The sequence below is a fragment of the Tenacibaculum profundi genome (genome assembly GCF_052050075.1).
Classification (GTDB): domain Bacteria; phylum Bacteroidota; class Bacteroidia; order Flavobacteriales; family Flavobacteriaceae; genus Polaribacter.
Genome location: NZ_CP197225.1, coordinates 3589411 through 3607685, shown reverse-complemented (window position 1 = coordinate 3607685; position 18275 = coordinate 3589411). Strand labels below are relative to the sequence as shown.

Genomic DNA, 18275 nt, shown 5'->3' with positions numbered 1-18275 from the left:
GAATTAAAAAATCTACAATCTCCTAAAATCTAATAACCTATTTTGATGATATGCTTTAATGCAAACTTTATTATTTTGATTTCCACCAAGCACCCAAATCCAATTCTCATCTTGTCTTATAAAAAAGCCAACGTGACCTTTCCAGCTCTCCATACTCTCTCTCCATAAAACAACTATATCTCCCATTCTTGGGCTATCGTGAACTGTCCTGCCTATTTTCAACCAACTTCTTGCTGTTAATTTTCTAGTCATTTTTTCCCCTGCCCTCTGACAACACCAGTTCGCAAAAGCAGAACACCAAGCTGTTTCATCTTTAAGCATCTCACCATTAAACCCTATTTCATTAAAATACTTTAAAACTTCTGGGTTATCTTTTTTTCCTCTTATCTCAGCTATTCCAATTTGAGAAAGAGCTATTTCTAATACTTTATTCATCTTATTAAAAATTTTTCTAACAATCCTCTTATTAGCCGTGTTACAACTTTAAATAAGTAAGTAACAGCGTCGTATTCTCGTAAATTTTTTCCTGAATAAACTGATCCTGCATTAGCCACAACTGAATATCCTTCTGCTATAGCCAAGGCAATTAAGGAGGTGTTTACTACTCTAATAGCATTATTTTTATCAAATAATCCCCAAGTAAAACCTACGACAACAGGTATCGAAAACATTATAATTTTTGATACAATTCCTTTTTTTGCCTCTCTGGAAGATGGATTTTTCAACTCTGGTATTTTCTTTGCTTTTAATACTCCAAAGAACATATCTAATACCATGAAAAGTAGTAGAACATGAAACGCATAAGCATCTATTCCTACACTATTTAACCATGAATAAAAACATATTGCTAAATAACTCACAGCTTGGATAATTCCTTTTAAACTAAAATCTACTTCCATTAGTTATTCCATCTGATATCTTTTTTAAACTCCTACTCTACGTTAGCACCTAGTAAAGTCAACTTTTCATAAGCCCACTGATTTTCAGATACACGAACATAATAATATCCAAGTTTGCTTGGATTAGTATTGACTATTTTAAAACCTACAGGATATTTATCAAATGGAAACTTTTTATTCAAAATTGCATCCGTAGGGTTAGATAAATCATGACTCTGTGTGTTCATTATATCATCCAAGTGAGCAACAGTACCATCTTTGTCTTGTACTGTTAAAGAGCGTTTACTTGTTATACCGGAAACATCTAACAAAAAAGCATAATCCGAATGTCTTAAACCAAAAACAACTTTATTGGTTTCTGTCGCTCCTATTTTGAAACCTGATGCTCTAGAACCTTTTTCAGTTGTATTTCCGCCAATCATTACACCAGAAGTTCCAGTCATTACTGCTGTACTACAAGTAACAGAGTCTCTTGCTTGAACATAATTAGTAGCTATACCATGTATCTCAGTATGTCCTAAAATCCTTACTGTTGAATTTTTCTTAGGAGATATTATTTCTACATTTATAATACGATACCCTGCCATATCTAGGTTTTGAGTAGCTGTGTGATCTCCTAAATCGTCTCCATTCCTTTTTTCAAAAAAATTAAACTTTCTATTTGAATAATTAATTCCAAAAGCAATAGCCCCATCTGGATAGGTAAAATCATTTCTCAAAACCTTATCTGAAATTTTATCCGATTGTTTTGTTTCTCTCCATATATATTCTTTATGAGTCTTTATGCACCTCACGACCATATCCTCATAATACTTAAATGCATTTATCTCTATATTCAACCTCATTTCATCTAGAGTTAAAAACATCGTTTTACCATCAAGAGGAGATTGAGTTGCTACTTCTATAGAACTACCAATTTGAACTTTGCTATTTTTCATTTTATTTTTTAATCTATTTTATAAAATATTGTTGAAGGAGCAACATACTCTTTACTTAAGAAGTATATTGTTTTGGTTACTTCATCATACTGTTTATGAAAAAGTATGTCAGTCACGTCGTTATTCAAAAAATCGAAAATAATTGGTTCATCTCCTCTTGATATATTTTTAATTACAAAACCATACCTGCCTACATTTTTAAAAACAAATTTTTTACCATCATATACTGAGTCCTCAGAATGCAATGTTCCATAATTAGATAAAAATGAGTCATTTACTTCAGATAAGTTATCAATCCCTTTATTCAAATTGTTGAACTGAAAACTATAATACTCAACTGGAGGTTCAACCACGGTATCTATAACCTCAATATGAACTACTCCCTGACTGTTAGTACCATCAGAATTAGATATACTATATGCAAACTGATCTCTTCCGAAATAATTTAAGTTTGGCTTATAAGTAAAAGAACCATCGTTTGAAAAATCCAAATTTCCATTACTGGTTTCAAAAGCTTTAGTGAATTTATTTTCGCCATCTCCGAGTTGATCATTATGAGATACATTTCCTGTTAAGACTTCATTCATATTAACACTAAACTCATCATTAACTGCTACTGCTTGTAATGCATCTTTAGGCTTACCTTTACAAATACCGCATATACTTTCGATCAGAAAGTTTACGTTTTTGCCTGTTTTACGGCATGTTCCAAAAACAAGGTCTCCTTTTTCTGGAGTCTTGACTTTATACACTTTTAAATCACTTGCTTTCGCCATAAGAAAATATTATTCCTTTAAACAAAAATATAAAATATTTTTATTATTATATTCTAAATTAATACTTTTTTAATACTTATAGTTATATTTGAACCATGAGTACAAAAAAAGAATTACCTAACGATGCTCAGAAATTACTGAAAGGAACTAAAATCAGCCCTGTTTTTGTAAACAAGGATAATGACCATTATTCTAAAAAAAGATTTGCTTATGTATATAAAGGGTATGATTTTCTAGAAAATTTATACCCTGTAAGAATTTATATCCAAAAACGTTATGATCTTGATAGACATATTTTAGAAATACTACTAAAGCTAATGGGAATGAAAATTTTTACCCGGGCTCTATATTCTGAAATCTCGAAGAGCTTTACTTATTCACGATGGGATTCTATAGTAAAAAGTGGCTACTTAAACTTAATAATGGATCATCCCGATGTCGAAAAAAGAATGTGGACACTTAACTCAAAAGGAAGAAACATTGTTATTAAATTTTACAAATATCTTTCCGGTGAAGAAAAAATACCCGAAGATAGTGTCCATAACCCCATGGCCAATAAAAAAACACAGAAACCATTTGACCGAAAGAAGATGGAAACAATTAGAAAGCTAAATCAGTTAGAGGTCCCAGAACACAAAAGAAGCCTATTTTCTTAAATAAGAAACTACATAGCAAAATTGTGACAAGTACAACAAATCTTTATAGTCATTTGTAAATGATTGTAAACGTTTTTGTTCGGATAAATAGTGTTCTAAAACCATATAAATTGTTGATTTTTTTGAAGATTTTTGAATGGTTATTATTAATTTAACGATGTGAAAGTTAAACACACAATAAGAACAGAATGGAGAGTAAACAAAAAACTGACATACTAGAATTCTTTTTAAAGAAACCTTTATACTCTGAATTTGACTTATATACTTTAAGGTTAGAGGAAACCTTAAGCATTCTATTTTTTCATGAACATTGTCGAATTGGAGATTATCACATTGTAAATAAGTTTAAAACCATAGATAGTTATTGCACAGTTTGCAATAAAGAAACTACTTTTACTAGTAGTGTTACGGATTTAGATGTAGTAAATCAAATTTTACGGGATCCTACTAAAGATAACGTAAAAATATTAAAAATATTAAAGGAAAAAGGAACCCATCAGAGAGAACTCCAAGGAGTCTATCAGAGAGTCTTCAAATGCCCTAGACCAGAAAGTAATTCGTCACACGACCAAGTTTTTATATTTAGAGTTAAAGACTCTAAAATTATTAAAGTTGGACAAAGCCCTTCAATTGCTGATCTATCAAAAAAAGAAATTGCAAAATATAGAGCATTAAAAGAAGATATATATCAAGAACTAAATAAAGCAATTGGACTAGCGTCTCACGGAATTGGAGTTGGTTCATTTGTATATTTAAGACGTATCATTGAAAAACATATTGTTTCTCCTAAACTTGATGAACTTTTAAATGAGCAATCAATAACTCAAGAAGAAATAGATCGATCAGATTTTAAAAGCAAAATTAAGCTCGTAAAAAGTAAAACACCTGATTTTCTAGTTGAAAACAGAAAAATTTATTCTATTTTGAGTAAAGGAATCCACGAATTAGAAGAAAACGAATGCAAGGATTTTTTTCCAATTTTAAATGATGCAATTCAAATCATCTTAGACGAAGAAATTGAGAGAAAAGAACGTGAAAAAAAGCGTAAATCAATAGCTGATAAACTGAGTAAAATAAATTAAAATTACTGTGCCCGACGATGGCTTTAAGAAATTGCTTGTTCTCGTCTACTTCTGAAAGTTAGTAGCAAACCAAGCAATCACTCATAGCCGAGACTGTTAAAAAACATGTGACCCATCCATAAATATCTCTACAAATTTAATAGATAAAATTATTGAAAAATCTAAAGTTTAAATAGATCATGAAAACCGATATCAATTTAGAGCATTTACGAAATTCTTGGAGAAGTAAAGAATACTCTCTTAAAATAAAAAAAGATAACAGCATATACACTGGAAAACTATCTAAAGTCCCCAGTGTTCTTGAAAAAAACAAAATAATTGAAGGTCCAGTTTCATTCAGAGAAAAAAAACATCCAATTTATGAAATAGCAATCGGTAGTAATAAATATGATTGTATTATCAGTATAAATTCAGTTGCAAATAATTTTATCCGTAGAAAGGATGTAATCGAAACAATTACAATGAAAATAGGAGAAGATGATGATATTAAGTTTTCAAGCAGTCCAAACTAAAATATTAAATAACGATAAAATAATAAAGTTTTAAATACTATAGCTGTTTAGACTAGTTCATAAGGTAATTATCTGTTTTTTATAACATTTAATAAAACTGACTAGAATACCTGAAACGGTGAATAAAAAATAAAAAACAAACTGAATGGGAATGTTTTATAATGGAGCAAATTGTGATATCTATATCGGAAAGGGAGCAGGAAAAAAGCTCTTAAGTGACATACGTAATGCACGGAAATCTATTAAAATTGTTTCGCCATATTTATCTCCATTTTTAATTACAGAATTAATAAAATTCCGAAAGAGAAATCTTGATATTGAATTAATAACAACAGATAATATTGAAGACTTTTATGGAAATTACGACAAAAACATACATAAGCTAATAAATCAAAATGTAGAAACCGACGAAATAGCCGTTGAAAAAAGAGAAAAATGGAAAACCATTTCTAAAATTCTAACTTATATTGCATTTGGACTTCTCACAATATTAATCGGTATTACTTACTATGTTAAAAACATAAAAATGATATTTGGATTAATCCCAATTATAATTCTGTTTTTAATTGTTAAACTTTATAAAAACAAAATAAAGAATAAGCAGATTTATTCCTATTGGTATTCTCAACTTTTCCCTTTTAAAGTTTACATGTCACCTGACAAATCTGATCAAAGTGACACATTTATCCACAGTAAAATCTATTTAATTGATGATCAAATAGCGTATTTAGGCTCTCTAAATTTTACATCTAATGGAACTAAAAATAATTACGAAAGTAGAATAAGAACAGAAGACCCGAATGCCATCCAAGAAATTAAAGACGAGATTTATCAACTAATGAATCATTCTCATTTACCTGAAAGAGACATTCAGCTTTGGGGTAAACAATTATATAAAGAACCTATCAATTGAAAAAATACTATTAACCTACAACATATATAAATCTGCTATAAAACAGCTATTAAACCAGTACTTTCTTGAAAGATCAACCCTTCAATATTTTCATATTCGAAGGGAACGCCTGTATTTGAATAATACTTTACCCTATCCCCTTTCTTAACAACCTTACATTTTATTCCAACCTCTAGTACTTTTCCTATTTGTTGACTTTGCGCGGTCCCCGGTAATAAGATTCCATTAATGTTCTTTTCCGATTTAATAGGTTCAACTAGGACCCTTTCTCCTAAAATTTTCATTTTGTTTATTTCAATTAATATTTTATTTAGACTCAAAATCGGCACCTAACTCACTTTATTCCGTGTATTAACATATATGCATCTCGTTGTTCTTGATTACTTCGATTTATTCCTGTAATACTTTTAAAAAACTTGCTATTTACTTTTGATTTTCTAGGCTTAATTGTTCTATATGGTAGTTTTAAAAACTCAATCATTTCAACAATCTTCTTTCCTGTTTCATGATTAGAACCAGTTCGTTTTCCTATCTCCGCATTAATAGCGGCTGAACCGTTTTTATTTTTATGCCAATTACTTTTATTAAGCCATCCTGCTTCTACAACAACCAAAATATTTTCCTTGGTTGTTTTAACTCTTTCACTTTTCTCACTTAGAAACACGAACAAGTCAAAGAAAGAGAGATTAAATACTTCAATATGGTCGTTAATCTTTAATGCTACGCCACTTTTGTCTACATCTGGATCAATCCCTATTAAAATGTGCATTGTTCTTTTAAAGCTGCTAAATTTTCGTACTTCTCTATTTGTTTTTTAATCCATATACCATTGTGCCTAACTCCACATAATTGCAATACTTTTCTATGGATTCGAAACAGAATGGGTATTAAATAAATCCTATCTCCATAGTTATTGTGACATTCGCGACATACTGCCATTATATTTTCAATCTGATTTAATCCTTCTGGGTGTTTTTTTCGAGTCAAAATATGATGAATATCTGTAGCTCTAACCTTTTCTGAGCATGTTTCGCATTGACAAAAGTCTGATTCATCTAACCCAAAAGATTTTAAATAAACTCTAGTATAACTCTGCATCTAAAACATCGATATTTAAATAATTCTGCTCAACTGGCTATGGTAGGTTTAGCAATCGATCTAGTCTAATATTATCCAATCTTCACTAAGTATTAATTTTCTTTAATTCAATAGAAAAATCTTCTTGAAACTTCCTTGGGTCTTTTGTGTATGCTTCACGAATTTGATTCATCATTGCAAAATCGACTAAATTGAATTTCGCAACCTTTTCAATAAACTCCTCAGTCTCTCTAAATAAATTTAAAGTCAGTTCTGGATTGGATTCATATATACCGTCCACTTGCTTAACAAAAGGCTCTAACATCTTCTGAAAATTATTTCCGGCTTTCTTTATGTTTTGTTTGTAAAGATTTGTTCCTTTCATATCGTCAATAGCTTCACTTAGAAGTGCGCTCAACATGACCACCTTTAAACCATCTATTCTTAAATCTTTTTCCATTAAACTATTTCATTTTCTTTATTTAGCTCTTCCCAAAGCTCTTTGATTGTTCCTCTTTCAAAGTTATGATCGAAACAATACTGTTGAATTTTACAATTATTCTCTAAAGGGGGGAATTGGGAGTGTAATAATTTAAAAAGCTGATTTACCAACCTACTATTATCATATGGGCCCACAACCGTCTCTTTTGTGTTTAAAGCATGTTTTAAACTATCTTCAATAAGCTTTACTTTTTTCTTGTCATAGCTAAATTGATCTTTAATAGACTCTATAGTTTCAATAAACTCTCCTTCAGTAAATTTCATTTTGTTATATTTCCAGTTAGGTGTTGTTTCTTTCCCACAACCAAAGTCAGTCTTACAATTATTCTCTAAAGGCAACTTAAAAGGGTATCAAATCCCCTCGACTCAACCTTTAACAATATCCATTCGAATACATAATTGATAGCAACCTTGCCGACAAGCAAAGAAATGTCTGAGTCGATCTATAATACAAATATAGAATAAAAAAAGAATTAAAAAAGAATAGTTTAAATAAAAGAATCAAATAATAAAACTATATAAAAACATAATAGAATACTAAAAGAATTAAAACTTGTATCCACACGGTGTAGGAAGTAGACTAACTACCTAAAAAGCAAATATTTAAAAAAAACTGATTTCGAGCTAATTCATAAAAAAAATGATCTATGTGAGTAGGTTTGGAAGTGTTGGGGGGCTTGCGAGGCAAATGTCACGTTCAGAAAGTGATTTTGTTTAGGGTATGGGGGTACTTTTTGTTATTAGTTCTCTGTAGTTTTTCAGCTTTTCTAGTTTAGCCTAATTATTGGTATTAGCTCGGTGTTTACTTTTGTATGAAATAATACTTAGTTTTCTAACACCTTGTTTTTATTGGGGAAAACTGATTTAAGTATATCATTTTGACGACCATTTGTACAACTACTATTTTAAACAATATTAAAACATAGAATTTCAGAAACATATTTTTTTTATCTGCGTTCAAGTTCGCCTCAGCTTTTTTAAAATTTTGGTTTAGTGTGTGTAAAACATTTTTAGTTTATTTACTTTATAAGCTTACTATTTAAACTAAGTTAGATTTTATTGTTTCCCTTATTGATTGTATAGTGTTTTGTTTATAGTCTCTATATTATATCTGTTGTTGTTCTTTTGTTTTAGCTTGGTTACTTTTCTTTTACTTGGTCGTTCTTTTTGTTATAGGCTTTTAGTTTAATTGGTTTTGTTTTTGTCTTGTTATTTCTTTTGTTGTTCTTTTTGTATTTAAGCTATTCTTTTTTAATTCTTATCCCTTTTGTTTATTGGGTTTGTGTCTTTTAGATTGTACACTTTCTAATACTTGTTTTTTATATCTTCTTTGATCTTATTTGTAGCGTTTGTAATGCTCTTTAGTGTTTTGATCTTTTTATTATTTCGCTCTTCTTTCTATGGCCTGTACTTCTAAAATTTATAATTATTATATACTTATTGCCCTTGCAAAAGCTCTTTTGTATTCTAAATAAATTAAAACTATACAAAATATGTTTTTTATAAATTCTTAGTATCAATTTGTATTCAAAAAGTATTATATTATAATTCTTTTTTAATTCTTTTGCCGTATATTTGTATAGCGAAAGCAATCAAATAAAAAACAACAACAAACAAAAATTTTTAATCATGGCTTTTATTAATTATAACGAAAATTCACTTTCCGTAAATATTAAGCAGTTTGAAGAAATAGGGTCTTTTTTAGATGTTGAAATAAAAGACTCCGAAGTTTGGGAGATAGCGCGAGAATATGAAGAGATACCATACTTCACAAATATTTATCAAAGCTTACTATTAAGTAGAATAGTTGAAACTGCAAAAAATATTTATTCCTTAGAAATGGATTGCTTTATAAATGGCAGAGATACACACCTATACAACCGTAAAAACAACCAGTGGACAGCTATATCAAGTTTAGAAGAACTACAAGAACTAATAAATTAACAACAACAAACAAAAATTTTTAATCATGAAAACAGCGACAAATTTTATCAAAAAACAAACAGTGAAATTATTAAACGTATTAGAGGAGTTCGGCAAAGGCGCAAGCTATGCATTAAGAAATTAAAACACCGAAACAATTATAAAAAGTAAACCCGTCTAACAGCGACGAAAGGACGGGTTTTAAACATAAAATTTTATAAATAAAATCTTATAACATGGCAAATATAACAAATACAAAGGCAACGCCAGAAATTGGCACAATTATATTTTTAGACGGCTACGGAAAAACAAAAGGAAGCGCAAAAAACGAGCATATTGTATACAAAATAGAGCATACTAAATTTGGTATAAAATATTTAACCGTTGAAAAAACAACACTAGCACTACAGACAAAAGATTTCGTAAAAAATTATAATAATCTTTTCGGTATTGGTAGTTATTTTTTACCTGAATATAAATTCGATGGAACACAAGACGAATTAGATAATTTGGTAATTGATGCACATAAAAAAGCCAAAGAGGACAAAAAAGCCGAAGAATCAGAAAGACTACTACAAAAACAACTAAGAAACGCTAAAATTGAGGAAGGAAAGAAACTTATAACTATCCCCGAATGGGCAAAAGCTGTTATAGTTGCAGACCACTATCAAAATGACAGCGATACTATGACTGATTATTTTTCAACAAGCATTAAAGAAATCAATTATTTAGCTTTCTCGCGTACAACTCGTAACAACATGAACGAACTAAAAAAAGCTTGTGAAAACTGGGAAAAAACAAAAGAATTATTAAATGATCCCGAAACGGGAGAGCATAAAAAAAGTAGTAGTTATTTACCCAATTTTTTTATCGGTACTGATCATTGGTTCGGATTAAAAGTTAATAAAACAGATTCTTTCTTTGATCTGAGCAACGAAGAAAATAGAAACATGATATACATTGCAGCGGCTGAAAATCGTTGTCATTTTCCTACTGAGAAACCAACAAAAGAAAACAATAATTTAAATGTTGGAGACATCCAAATAATCGACTATTCAGAAAAAGCTATTGCAGTTATAGGAAACACAAAGCCAATTAAAGACGACTTAAAAAAACTTGGCGGAAGGTTTAACTTCAGATTATCCTGCGGGGCTGGATGGGTATTTCCAAAAACAAAACAAGAAGAAGTTAAACAACTTTTAAACCTATAATTAACCTCCTCCCCGACTAGTTAGTTTGGGGAGGTTTAAAACTCATCAAATGACATTCCAAATAAACCAACATACAGCAATAGAGAACTTTAAAAGACTAGATGAATTTGAGATTTTTCAAAAGTTTGGAGAACCATATAAATACCAAGCATTTACGGGAAAAATGGATAGAGAAAAAGTAAAAGGATTCATTTGCCTTGCTGATAATAATATTTACAAGTTAGAAAAAGAAGAAAATTAAAGCCTTTAAGGGTTAATAAACCTATCTAAAAAACAAGGCTTCATGAAAGACTGAAGCCTTATTAAAATATTTTTACTATGAAACTATCTAAAAAAGAAATAAAACTACACGAACAATCAGAGGAGATACTAAAAAAAGACAACCTTACATTTGATGAAAAGCTATTTGTCTTTAAGAACTGGCAAGAAGGAGCATTAAATATGAATTCAAAAACTGGCGCTTTTTTTACTCCTCAAGGTCTTGCAAATGATTTTTCTTTAGAAATTTATTCAGACAGTGACATAATAGACTTATGTGCTGGAATAGGAACCTTATCCTTTTTTGCTTATCACTATAGAAAATGCAATGTAACATGTATTGAATTAAATCCTGGTTACATAAGAGTGGGTAAAAAACTGTTACCAGAAGCAAACTGGATCGAAGGCAACATTTTAGATGAAAACACTTTGCTAAAGGCTGGATCTAATTTTTTTCAATCAATTTCAAACCCTCCATTTGGCAAAATTAAATCTACATCAGAAACTAAGACTAAACTAAACTACAAAGGCTCAGAGTTTGAACTAAAAACAATTGAAATAGCATCAAAAATAAGCAAATACGGAACGTTTATTTTACCTCAAATGAGCACTCCCTTTGAGTATTCTGGAAAACAAGGTTTAACAAGGGTTGACCCATCTCCCAAAGTAAAAAAATTCATAAAAGAAACTGATTTAGAATATGAATTTAATTTAGGATTAGATACTTCACTATACTTAAATGAATGGAAAGGAGTAAGCCCACAAGTTGAAATAGTCAATTTCGATTTCTCCGAATCTCCTAAATTAAAAAGAAAAGATCAAAACATACAGTATTCAATATTTAATCACAACAAAACAGCTTGAAAATGCGTAAAAAAATAATACTAAGGGGAAACCCAAAAGAGATAGATAACTTAAAAGGGTTGTTAATAAATAGCAAGGAAAGTATGCCAGAAATCTGCCCTGAATCTCAAACCTTAAATCTATGGCAAATTAAAGATGTACAAAACAAATATGAATGTACAGAGGAGGAAGCAATGGAAGTACTAGAAGAAGCCCTTTGCAATGAAGCAACAATTGATCAAATCCGGTTTGCTATCGATTTTCATGCCGAAGAATTAGGACTTGACAAAAAATAAATAAACATCATGGCAAATTACTGCAGCAACTATATAGCAATTCAAGGAAACAAAGAAGACATAAATACCCTACACGAAAGAATAGAAAAAAGTTTAGATAATGACTTTGTTTGCTTCACTAAACTATTACAAAAAGACGAAATAAAGGATTATTACACAGAACTTGGAACACGTTGGTTTTGTATTGATTTAGACAAAACAGACGAAGAAACTTTAACAATAACTGGAGACAGTGCATGGAGTCCAGCTCTACCACTTTTCACAACCTTAAGTAAAGAATTCCCAAAACTACATATTGAATATGACTATGAAGAAGGCGGCTGCGATTTTGGAGGATGGGCTGAAATATCAAACGGAGAATGTAATGATAATTGTTTTAAATATTGGGAATACCATTCTATAAGAGATTATCATTTATTCATAATGAAAGTCTTCGAAGATGAACTTCCAGACGTGATTGAAACTAGCTATGAACCAGAAGGCACAGCATTCTTCCAGTACTTGAAAGAAGACGACAAAAAGAAGTTTCTAGAAAACTATCAAGCGGAAATAAAAACACGAGCTTAAACATAGTTAAAGGCTAGAAAATTGACTTCCCCCCCACTCATTAATTTAACTATATTGCTTCCCATTTTAATTTTAAAAAAAAGAATTGATAATCAACAAAAAAGAGAAATGAATCCAGAAATAGAAACAAAAAAAGAAATAAAAAAAGAAATAAAAACAGGAATAGAACCAATTAAAAACTCTAATGAGAACTCAAGGTTTTATGATCACTTAAACATTCCTTTCAACGACAAAACTATTTTATCTGGCGTTTTCGGGATAGGAAAAACTCACTTTATAAAAGAGTTTTTTAAAGAAAATAAAGATAAGTATGTAGCATTAAAATTATCGCCAGTAAACTATTCCATTTCAAAAAATGACGACGTAATAGAGTATATTAAAAACGATTTAGCATTTAATCTTCTTTCTAAAAAAATTGACTTCGAAAAAACGGACTTTTCTTTATTACTATCATCTGAACACTATTTAAAAGATAACTTTTTAGATACTGCTTCAATCCTCGCAAAGAATGCGGTAAAAATAGGAAAAACCATTAGTGGCATTTATGAGAGCATAAAGGAGATAAACGATAACATCAAAAAACACAATAAAGAAGTCAATATTGATGAGAAAAAAGAATTAACTGATTTTTCAAAAGAATTCACAGAAAAAATTGGTTCTATCTATGAAGAAAATAGAATAACTCAATTAATATCTATCTTAATTGAAAAGCTTAAAAATAAAGAAACAGAAGATGAAAAAGAAGTTGTTTTAGTTATTGACGATTTAGACAGACTGGATCCTGAACATATTTTTAGGATTTTAAATGTATTTGCTTGTCACTTTGATTTAGAAGGTGAAAACGGCAATAAGTTTGGAGTTGATAAAATAATTCTAGTTTGTGATGTAGAAAACATTAGAAACATCTTCCATACTAAGTATGGAGCTAATGTTGACTTTACTGGTTATATTGACAAGTTTTATAGTAGAGAAATTTTTTATTTAAATAATACAAAAATTACTTATGAAACTGTAAACTATGTTTTAAATTCACTCGAAACAATTGGTATCTCAGATAGTGTTTTAAATCTAAAAGATGAAAATAACATAGGCACTTACCTTTTGAGAGAGCTACTTTTTGAATTTATAAATTCTGACCTCCTTAGTATGCGTAACTTGTTGAAATTATATGGAAAAAAATATTCTTTTGAATATTTTAATTTCTATTATTCAAGTGATTTAAAAACAATGTCAAATAGATTATTTCCTCTTTTATCAATCTTTGAACTTTTAACATTATTTTTTGGATCAATTAACAATGTTAAAATAGCACTTGATAAATTGATTCAAAAAAAACCTTTAAAAAGAATTAGTTTTACTCATTTTTATATTTTATCATATATAATTCCTTTTCTAGAACATAAACAAAAAGGTTTTTCAGATAAAAAACATGTCAATTTCACTGATACTGATTTAAAACTACAAATTGATTACATACAAGAATTTTCAAGACAGAACCGTGTCAGAACTGCAACAATACATAAAATTAACTATAATAAACATGAAATAGATTGGTACGGAAAAAATGACACAATTTCAATTAACCTTCCTTTTACTCAACTAGTAAAAAATGCATTTGAAAAGTACATCACATTAGATAAAGAAATAGAATAATTTACAAATCAAAAATGAGAACAGCGACAATATTTTATTCTGATGGTTGTATACACAAACACCGAGTTACGGGTACAACCCCTGAAATAAGAAAACAATTTTCGATTGGAAAATTGTTTTATACAGACGATTCGAAAATAAATACAGTAGAAATAAAAGCATTAACAATCGAATAAGCAATGGAACAAAAAAACGAAAAAACAACTAGTGAAATAGGAGCTAAATTTTCGCAATTCTTAAAAGAAAAAAGAATTGCGAAAGGACTTTCAATTCGAAAATTTTCTATTCTTATTTATGGAAGTGAGTCTCAAAATAGTTATTTAAACGATATAGAAAATGGAAAAAGAGAGCCAAATCTTAAAACATTAAGTCTTATTTTAGATCGCTTAAATTGCTCTATAGATTTTATCGAACATTAAACAAAAATTATTAAAACCAAAAAAGTAAAAGACAATGAAAAAATTGATAGCATTAGTTGGATTAATAGCCTTAACTTTATCATGCAGTAGTGAAAGCGAAAAATCAACTAATAAAAATAAAGAGCTTATTTATGGCTCATGGAAACTCACCAAAAGACTTGATGAGAACGGAAAATCATTAGATATTGATGAGTGTTCGAAAAAAGGAACTCTTATTATTAAACCGACGGGCACATATGACTACATTAATTTCGAAATTATAAATGGGGAGTGCAAAGAAAATGGCACCAAGACGACCAGATTTGATTTAACCGATGATAGAATGATTATTTACGACGGAGATTATCAAAAACAAGCATGGATTAACTTTCCTGATGAAAATACTTTTGAATTTACAGAGATAGTGGACGAGGTGAACGAAGTATCTGGAGAGTTCCCAGGAATCAAAGACGTTTGGAAAAGAGCTTTTTAAGCTCTTTCACTGTCTTCAAATGGTCGTCAAAAAACTGAGAATAAACAAACATAACCCCCTAGAAATAAAACATTAATAAAAAACAAACTAATTTATTATCGAAACAGTTTCAAAAAAGCCCTCACCAAGTTCTATCTCGTTTTTCAAGCTGATACTAATCGTATCTAAGCTTCATAGCACTTCGTAGTTTGTGAACCATATATCAAATAGGCTCGTGAATTTTTATATCCTAATTGATGTTAAATCTCTATTTCTGAGAATGATTTCTTTGTACTCATAATAAAATGCATAGCTATAGACCAATATTGAAAAGGTTACTTACTACTTTACATCACTGTACCGATTTTTAATTTAGTACGGTGTTTACACTTTTTACATTCTATTTGCTCTCGGTATCACTTCCAATAGTGAGCTGTAATACCACATTTTCAACAGGTAATCCCTTGCCTTATTTTGTTCGCTTTATAAGCCGCTTTGCAACTTTGTTCATTAGGTTTTTTTTATAGCTTCTAATGATTTCATATTACCTAAACATGAAAGAACTTATAGGAAAACAAGCTATAAGCATGTTTTATTTACATATGATATTTAAACTTTTTTAAAAAACAAAGAACAATACGAGTCAAATTTTTAACAAATTACACCTATTTAGTCCTTACTTAAAAATTAAGTAGTATATTGATTTTGTAATTTTGAATATAACAACTACACAAATATGTAGAATTGAAAAAGTTGCAAAATAAGTTTACGTTTGAAAAGCAAAAAAACAATTTGTTATAGATAAAATGCCACATTTATCATAAATTAATAAATACAGTTACCGCAAAAAACATGCTTTTTTTAACAATAAACTCAACTTAAGTATATAGAGTATATCGTTTATTTATTTAATTTCTCCTCTCTTCTTTTTTTTCTTTCTGCCCTTCTTTTTTTTCTTTCTTCTCTTCTTTTTTTTCTCAACTCATACAGAAATAATAACTCCTCTTTACTGTATTTATTCATAGATCTTTCTAAATCTTCTTCAGCACTTCTTTGCTGATTAATGGAGTTTTGTATAAAAGTATCTGAAAAGTTTTTAAAATCTTCCTTAGACTTTTGTAAAAATTCTTCACTATTTAAACCCTCTAACAATTCATTTGCATTAGGTCTTGTTTGTCTGTTATTTAAAGAATTATTTTGAAATTCTGTAGGACTATTAATAGGAGATGGTTCCTGATTATTGTTTAGGTTATTTATAGAATTAACAAAAACAAATCTATCGTCATTACCTATTATACTTTTAAATTTACCTTGCTTAGCAGAACCGTTAGAACGATTGAAGAAATTAATTCTTACTTGACCAATACGTTGAACCTTTCCAACATTTACAGAATTATATGAAGAAAAATAATCTACATTAACTGAACCCAGTGATCTAATTTTTCCCGTATTTGAATAGTATGAAGAAAAATATCTTATATTAAAGGTTCCTAATCGAGTCACTCTACCCATATTATCATATCTAATGGCTATATTTCGAATCCTTGAAAGTCTATTTACATTGCCAGGACTTGTTGTATGAGAAGAATAATAATCAAAAGTTATATCATTAATTTGCTTTATTTTACCTCGATTTTCAGAATTATAAGAGTCTATATAATCTATGGAGCTAAAATTACTTACATAAAAACCTATTCTAGATAAAACAAAATGATGAGTGGGGATGCTATTAAAATCAGGTCTATTTAAAAATCGAGTGGCCTGGGTTTGTGAATTAAAAGCATAAATACTGATTAATTCACCCTTTTCGCTTAATTTAAAAACATATTTGTCTATGCTTTTATAAATTGTATTTATAGTACCGTCTTGATAATTAAAATTTATAGATAAACTTTGAGAATTAAGCTTAAAACCCATAAACCAAATAGCAATAATTGTAAATATTTTTTTATTCATAATTTTAAATTTAAAAAACAATAGCAATTACATACACACTAACAATAGCTGTTTTTTTTAAAAAAATACAAAAATTATACCAAATAAATTCGATACTTGTATGTTTTATAGGAGTTTATTTTTATTTATCAACTAATCTTACACAAAAACAAAGGAGTGTCTACCTTTGTTGTGGCGATTTTTTTAGAGCCCATAAAGTATTTATATAATAGATTATAGTAAAAAATATGATAACAATTAAAGGTAATTATAGAAGGACTATTAAAATCTGGGAGTAAGACCAAACAATTTAGAGATAATTTGGGGTAACCATAGGGCTGATTAATCGATGCAAACTAGAGCTCTCAACAAGATTTGGCAATTTTTCTAAAAGGAAGATAACTATTCAGCCGATTAATACTTTGAAAAAATATTTTTAAATTATAGATAAAAAAAGTTCATTAACATTTGTTAATAGCTAATTGACAATTAAGTATTAAATTTAAAGTGTGATTAAATTAATTATTCATTTTGAATAATTAAAGCTATTTGTCTTATGCTATCAGAATAAAATGACACTCAATATGTAATTCTGATAGCTTTTATTATTAAATACAAATACTTCAAAAATACTACACCTAATTTCAATTTAAAAAAATAAAATACTTTTACAACTGTAAGATGTTATAAGCTAAACTATAACACAAAATCTTGAACATTTAATTTTTTAATAGCCGTCAAATTAATTATTCTAAACTTTATTATGATTAATGATGGCTGTTACTTTTATTTATGTTTAAACTTTATAAAAATATTTAAGTCATAAAAAGCTTTTAGTTGTTATTACCACGCACAAACTTACAATTACCTCTCATATTAGTTCATTATATAACTTATTGTTTTTCTTATATATGATACTTTGGATACTATTAATTTTAAATATTCAAAAGACTGCAAACATAGTACTAATGAGCATAATTATTTTGCAACATTTTCACCAAATAAATTCTTAGCATAAAATTATAAGCAATATAATTTTATGATCGCAAATAAGATGTAAACAGTGTTTTGTAGATTTTTCAAACTCTAAAACAGTCCTTTTTAGAAATCTATAAGGAGTTTTATATCACTAATAATGAAAAAAAAATCAAAATTATTAGCCAAAACCTATCAAAAACCCCCATAAACACTAATGGTAATCACTGTACTAAAAATAGTGATACTACTTATTTGTATATTTAATAATAAGTTGTTAATTTGTATTCTCTTAGAAACAATCTAAGATATTTATTTTTTATTTTATTTTAACCTGCTCGAGTTCTTTGAGCAGGTTCTTTTTTGAGAGTTAAAAAAACAACTTTTGTT

Annotated in this window: 24 protein-coding genes; 14 read left to right on the top strand and 10 right to left on the bottom strand. The window is 28.8% G+C overall.

Features of this window, described 5'->3' with window-relative positions:
- Nucleotides 1–12 precede the first annotated feature (12 nt).
- The 4 genes from ACSIGE_RS14675 to ACSIGE_RS14660 are packed head-to-tail and all read right to left on the bottom strand — an operon-like array spanning nucleotide 13 to nucleotide 2613.
- Nucleotides 13–435 (bottom strand): TIGR02594 family protein, encoded by a 423-nt coding sequence (locus ACSIGE_RS14675; protein ID WP_440880628.1) that lies wholly within the window; start codon nucleotides 433–435, stop codon nucleotides 13–15.
- Nucleotides 432–899, bottom strand: a complete 468-nt coding sequence (locus tag ACSIGE_RS14670) for a phage holin family protein (RefSeq protein WP_440880627.1) — start codon at nucleotides 897–899, stop codon at nucleotides 432–434. The genes ACSIGE_RS14675 and ACSIGE_RS14670 overlap by 4 nt, the downstream gene beginning before the upstream one ends.
- A 32-nt stretch (nucleotides 900–931) precedes the next feature.
- Nucleotides 932–1837 (bottom strand): hypothetical protein, encoded by a 906-nt coding sequence (locus tag ACSIGE_RS14665; protein ID WP_440880626.1) that lies wholly within the window; start codon nucleotides 1835–1837, stop codon nucleotides 932–934.
- Nucleotides 1838–1845: 8 nt separating this feature from the next.
- Nucleotides 1846–2613, bottom strand: a complete 768-nt coding sequence (locus tag ACSIGE_RS14660; protein WP_440880625.1) for an Ig-like domain-containing protein — start codon at nucleotides 2611–2613, stop codon at nucleotides 1846–1848.
- Between the two features lie 95 nt (nucleotides 2614–2708).
- Between ACSIGE_RS14660 and ACSIGE_RS14655 the strand changes: the two genes are divergently transcribed.
- From ACSIGE_RS14655 to ACSIGE_RS14640, 4 genes are all read left to right on the top strand, one after another.
- Entirely contained in the window at nucleotides 2709–3269 is a 561-nt protein-coding gene (locus tag ACSIGE_RS14655) for a hypothetical protein (protein ID WP_440880624.1), read from the top strand.
- A gap of 188 nt (nucleotides 3270–3457) precedes the next feature.
- Nucleotides 3458–4351, top strand: coding sequence for a hypothetical protein (locus ACSIGE_RS14650; RefSeq protein WP_440880623.1), 894 nt, complete (start codon nucleotides 3458–3460; stop codon nucleotides 4349–4351).
- A gap of 179 nt (nucleotides 4352–4530) precedes the next feature.
- On the top strand, nucleotides 4531–4863 hold the full coding sequence (locus tag ACSIGE_RS14645; protein WP_440880622.1) for a hypothetical protein: 333 nt from the start codon (nucleotides 4531–4533) through the stop codon (nucleotides 4861–4863).
- Nucleotides 4864–5008: 145 nt separating this feature from the next.
- On the top strand, nucleotides 5009–5776 hold the full coding sequence (locus ACSIGE_RS14640) for a phospholipase D-like domain-containing protein (protein ID WP_440880621.1): 768 nt from the start codon (nucleotides 5009–5011) through the stop codon (nucleotides 5774–5776).
- 35 nt (nucleotides 5777–5811) lie between these two features.
- Here ACSIGE_RS14640 and ACSIGE_RS14635 read toward each other — a convergent pair whose 3' ends face one another.
- From ACSIGE_RS14635 to ACSIGE_RS14615, 5 genes are all read right to left on the bottom strand, one after another.
- Nucleotides 5812–6060: a co-chaperone GroES family protein gene (locus ACSIGE_RS14635; RefSeq protein WP_440880620.1), complete on the bottom strand. Its 249-nt coding sequence runs from the start codon at nucleotides 6058–6060 to the stop codon at nucleotides 5812–5814.
- Between the two features lie 50 nt (nucleotides 6061–6110).
- Nucleotides 6111–6545 carry a hypothetical protein gene (locus ACSIGE_RS14630; RefSeq protein ID WP_440880619.1) on the bottom strand — a complete coding sequence of 145 codons (435 nt, stop codon included), beginning with the start codon at nucleotides 6543–6545 and terminating at the stop codon, nucleotides 6111–6113.
- Nucleotides 6533–6874, bottom strand: coding sequence for an HNH endonuclease (locus tag ACSIGE_RS14625; RefSeq protein WP_440880618.1), 342 nt, complete (start codon nucleotides 6872–6874; stop codon nucleotides 6533–6535). Before ACSIGE_RS14625 ends, ACSIGE_RS14630 begins: the two co-directional genes overlap by 13 nt.
- A gap of 85 nt (nucleotides 6875–6959) precedes the next feature.
- The gene (locus tag ACSIGE_RS14620) at nucleotides 6960–7313 is read right to left on the bottom strand and encodes a hypothetical protein (RefSeq protein WP_440880617.1); all 354 of its coding nucleotides are present in this window, start codon (nucleotides 7311–7313) and stop codon (nucleotides 6960–6962) included.
- On the bottom strand, nucleotides 7313–7693 hold the full coding sequence (locus ACSIGE_RS14615; protein ID WP_440880616.1) for a hypothetical protein: 381 nt from the start codon (nucleotides 7691–7693) through the stop codon (nucleotides 7313–7315). The genes ACSIGE_RS14620 and ACSIGE_RS14615 overlap by 1 nt, the downstream gene beginning before the upstream one ends.
- A 1290-nt stretch (nucleotides 7694–8983) precedes the next feature.
- Between ACSIGE_RS14615 and ACSIGE_RS14610 the strand changes: the two genes are divergently transcribed.
- The 10 genes from ACSIGE_RS14610 (at nucleotide 8984) to ACSIGE_RS14565 (ending at nucleotide 14996) form a co-directional block, all read left to right on the top strand.
- A complete protein-coding gene (locus tag ACSIGE_RS14610) occupies nucleotides 8984–9298 on the top strand; it encodes a hypothetical protein (protein WP_440880615.1) in 315 nt (104 codons plus the stop codon).
- A 215-nt stretch (nucleotides 9299–9513) separates the two neighbouring features.
- Nucleotides 9514–10488, top strand: coding sequence for a hypothetical protein (locus ACSIGE_RS14605; protein ID WP_440880614.1), 975 nt, complete (start codon nucleotides 9514–9516; stop codon nucleotides 10486–10488).
- Between the two features lie 49 nt (nucleotides 10489–10537).
- Nucleotides 10538–10729: a hypothetical protein gene (locus ACSIGE_RS14600; protein ID WP_440880613.1), complete on the top strand. Its 192-nt coding sequence runs from the start codon at nucleotides 10538–10540 to the stop codon at nucleotides 10727–10729.
- A gap of 77 nt (nucleotides 10730–10806) precedes the next feature.
- Nucleotides 10807–11610: a hypothetical protein gene (locus ACSIGE_RS14595; RefSeq protein WP_440880612.1), complete on the top strand. Its 804-nt coding sequence runs from the start codon at nucleotides 10807–10809 to the stop codon at nucleotides 11608–11610.
- Nucleotides 11611–11612: 2 nt separating this feature from the next.
- A complete protein-coding gene (locus ACSIGE_RS14590; RefSeq protein WP_440880611.1) occupies nucleotides 11613–11885 on the top strand; it encodes a hypothetical protein in 273 nt (90 codons plus the stop codon).
- Nucleotides 11886–11894: 9 nt separating this feature from the next.
- Nucleotides 11895–12452, top strand: a complete 558-nt coding sequence (locus tag ACSIGE_RS14585) for a hypothetical protein (protein ID WP_440880610.1) — start codon at nucleotides 11895–11897, stop codon at nucleotides 12450–12452.
- 54 nt (nucleotides 12453–12506) lie between these two features.
- Complete coding sequence (locus tag ACSIGE_RS14580) at nucleotides 12507–14105, top strand: P-loop NTPase fold protein (protein WP_440880609.1); 1599 nt, start codon at nucleotides 12507–12509, stop codon at nucleotides 14103–14105.
- A 14-nt stretch (nucleotides 14106–14119) separates the two neighbouring features.
- Entirely contained in the window at nucleotides 14120–14281 is a 162-nt protein-coding gene (locus ACSIGE_RS14575; protein WP_440880608.1) for a hypothetical protein, read from the top strand.
- A gap of 3 nt (nucleotides 14282–14284) precedes the next feature.
- Entirely contained in the window at nucleotides 14285–14524 is a 240-nt protein-coding gene (locus ACSIGE_RS14570) for a helix-turn-helix domain-containing protein (RefSeq protein ID WP_440880607.1), read from the top strand.
- A 34-nt stretch (nucleotides 14525–14558) separates the two neighbouring features.
- The gene (locus ACSIGE_RS14565) at nucleotides 14559–14996 is read left to right on the top strand and encodes a lipocalin family protein (RefSeq protein ID WP_440880606.1); all 438 of its coding nucleotides are present in this window, start codon (nucleotides 14559–14561) and stop codon (nucleotides 14994–14996) included.
- A gap of 879 nt (nucleotides 14997–15875) precedes the next feature.
- On the opposite strand, the gene ACSIGE_RS14560 is transcribed toward ACSIGE_RS14565, so the two are convergent.
- On the bottom strand, nucleotides 15876–16931 hold the full coding sequence (locus ACSIGE_RS14560; protein ID WP_440880605.1) for a hypothetical protein: 1056 nt from the start codon (nucleotides 16929–16931) through the stop codon (nucleotides 15876–15878).
- Nucleotides 16932–18275: the final 1344 nt, after the last annotated feature.